This is a genomic window from Coprococcus sp. ART55/1 (assembly GCF_000210595.1).
GTDB lineage: Bacteria > Bacillota > Clostridia > Lachnospirales > Lachnospiraceae > Coprococcus > Coprococcus aceti.
In genome coordinates this window covers 1619939-1622392 of record NC_021018.1, presented here as the reverse complement: position 1 = coordinate 1622392, position 2454 = coordinate 1619939, and the positions used below count along the sequence as shown (strand labels likewise).

3 protein-coding genes are annotated in these 2454 nt (G+C 44.3%); all 3 read left to right on the top strand.

The window, feature by feature from the left end; genetic code table 11:
• Nucleotides 1–229, top strand: a 229-nt coding sequence (locus CCU_RS07455) for a hypothetical protein (protein WP_243440874.1), incomplete at its 5' end; no start/stop codon positions are given.
• An 80-nt stretch (nt 230–309) separates the two neighbouring features.
• Nucleotides 310–813, top strand: coding sequence for an SEC-C metal-binding domain-containing protein (locus CCU_RS07450; RefSeq protein WP_015534153.1), 504 nt, complete (start codon nt 310–312; stop codon nt 811–813).
• 96 nt (nt 814–909) lie between these two features.
• Nucleotides 910–2454 (top strand): ATP-dependent helicase (locus CCU_RS07445; protein WP_208896087.1); only part of this gene is annotated, 1545 nt, incomplete at its 3' end.

Here is a 2454-nt window from a genome sequence, read left to right as displayed (position 1 = left end):
AAGAAGAGAGACTGATATGGATATATTGAAGAGAATTGGAGCTATAGTGCTTGTACTTGTGCTCATCGGAATGTATGTTGCTACATTTATAATGGGAATAACCGGAAGTGATAATCTGATGGGTATGATATTCCTTGATGTGGTCATTCCTGTTGTGTGCTGGGGAATATGGCTCATCGCCAGGGTGCTCAGACGCAAGGGCGAAGATATGAGAGATCAGAACAAGTAGAACAGTACAAATATGTTGAAAAAAATTACATAATTTGATATACTCTTTAAAGTTCAAAAAATACTTAAGAGGTAGATGAAATGAGTTTATTAAAAGAATGGCGTGATTACGCATACGGATTAGATGACAGAACACCTGAGGGAAAGGAATTCTGGGTTAATTATTTCCAGGCAGAGAAGGGCGTATATGAGCAGCTTCTTGCTAATCCTCTTGCAGACCCTGTACATGGAACTGTAAAAGAGCTTGCTGAGAAGTACGGACTCACTATTCAGTATATGATCGGATTCCTCGACGGAATAGATGACAGTCTTGCAGAATCAAACAATCTTGATGATGTGACAGAGGACTCAGAGGTTAAGCTTCCTATAGATTATGAGAAGCTTTATATGAACATGGTTGAGTGCAATGCAGAGTGGCTCTACACTCTTCCTCAGTGGGATGGAATATTCTCCAAGGCAAAGAGAGACGAGCTCTACAAGATACAGAAGTCATCTAAGACTATCATCAAGGCACCAAAGGTTGGAAGAAACGATCCATGTCCATGTGGAAGCGGACTTAAGTACAAGAAGTGCTGCGGTAAGTAATGATATATATCATGCTGATATAACTGGCATATATGAGAAGGCGGTTAAAGGGTAAACTTTTGACCGCCTTTTATATTTGCGTGAAAGGATATACAGATGGAATTTAATGAATCCCAGAAGAGAGCGGTGAGACACTGCGATGGGCCGATGCTGCTGCTTGCGGGACCTGGTTCAGGTAAGACTACGGTCATCACCCACAGGATAAAATACATGACAGAGGAACATGGTGTGAGACCGGACAATATCCTGGTCATAACCTTCACGAAGGCTGCGGCGAATGAGATGAAGGGGCGGTTTCAGGAGCTGTGTCCGGGAACCCGCGGAGTAACATTTGGAACGTTTCACTCTGTGTTTTTCTGGATGCTCAGAAATGCATATAATTACACAGCGGCGAATATCGTCACGGATTCCGAAAAGTATGGAGCAATCAGGGACAGCATAGACAGACACGGCTTTAGGTATGACAGCCAGGAGGATTTTGCCAAGAATGTTGTCGGGGAGATAGGCAATGTCAAGAGCGGGAGAGTGAGTCTTGAGAACTATGAGAGCACAACGATGAAGCTTGAGGATTTCCGCATTGTGTGCGATGAGTATGAGAATTTCCTGAGAAGATGCGGGAAGATAGATTTTGACGATATGCTGGTGTTCACATATGAGCTATTGTCGGAGAGACCAGACATACTTAAGATGTGGCAGAACAAGTTTCGGTACATACTCATAGATGAGTTCCAGGATATAAATATGATCCAGTATGACATTGTGAAGCTGCTGGCCGGAGAGAGACAGAACGTATTTTCCGTGGGTGACGATGATCAGTCGGTGTATGGCTTCAGGGGGGCTGCTCCGGCTATAATGAAGAAGTTCCCGGAGGATTTCCATGGTACGGTCATAGAATACCTGAATGTCAATTACCGCTGCAGCTACGATATAGTTGAGTGCTCGAAGCGGATAATACAGAACAACCGGGACAGATATGAGAAGCAGCTCAGGTCGGCATTTGCCGCGGGACAGAGCGACAGAGTCCATATAGTTAAGACGGACAGCATGACGGAGCAGAATAAGAAGATCATAGACAGGATAACAGAGCTTAACCGGGCTGGTATTCCATACCGTGAAATGGCGATCATATTCAGGACGAATACCGAGCCGAGGGCGCTGGCTTCAAAGCTCATGGAAAATGGCATACCATTTTTGATGAAGGATAACATACCAAATATCTTCACGCATTTTCTTGCTGAGAACATATTTGACTATATAAGGCTTGCAAGGGGTAACAGGGACAGGAGAACAGTTCTCAGAATCATCAACAAGCCGAACAGGTATATAAGCAGGGATGCATTTGACTCGCCGGTGGTGAACTTTGAGGAGCTGAGGCAGCATTATAAGGATAAGTATAGGATAGTCAACAACATAAATGTCCTTGAGAACGATCTGGAGAGGATAAGCAGACTTGCGCCGTACGCGGCCGTGAATTATATAAGGAAAGCGGTTGGACTGGATGCGTATGTGAGGGAATATGCTGAGTACAGGGGCGTGAGTGAGGACGATTATATGGATATCCTGGAGGAGATACAGGACAGTGCAAAAGACTTTCTGAGCTTCGACGGCTGGATGGAGTATATAGACGAATATACAAAACAG

Bases quoted from the DNA above. Each gene is read 5' to 3' on its own strand.
- CCU_RS07450 (WP_015534153.1), top strand. From the start codon at position 310: ATGAGTTTATTAAAAGAATGGCGTGATTACGCATACGGATTAGATGAC.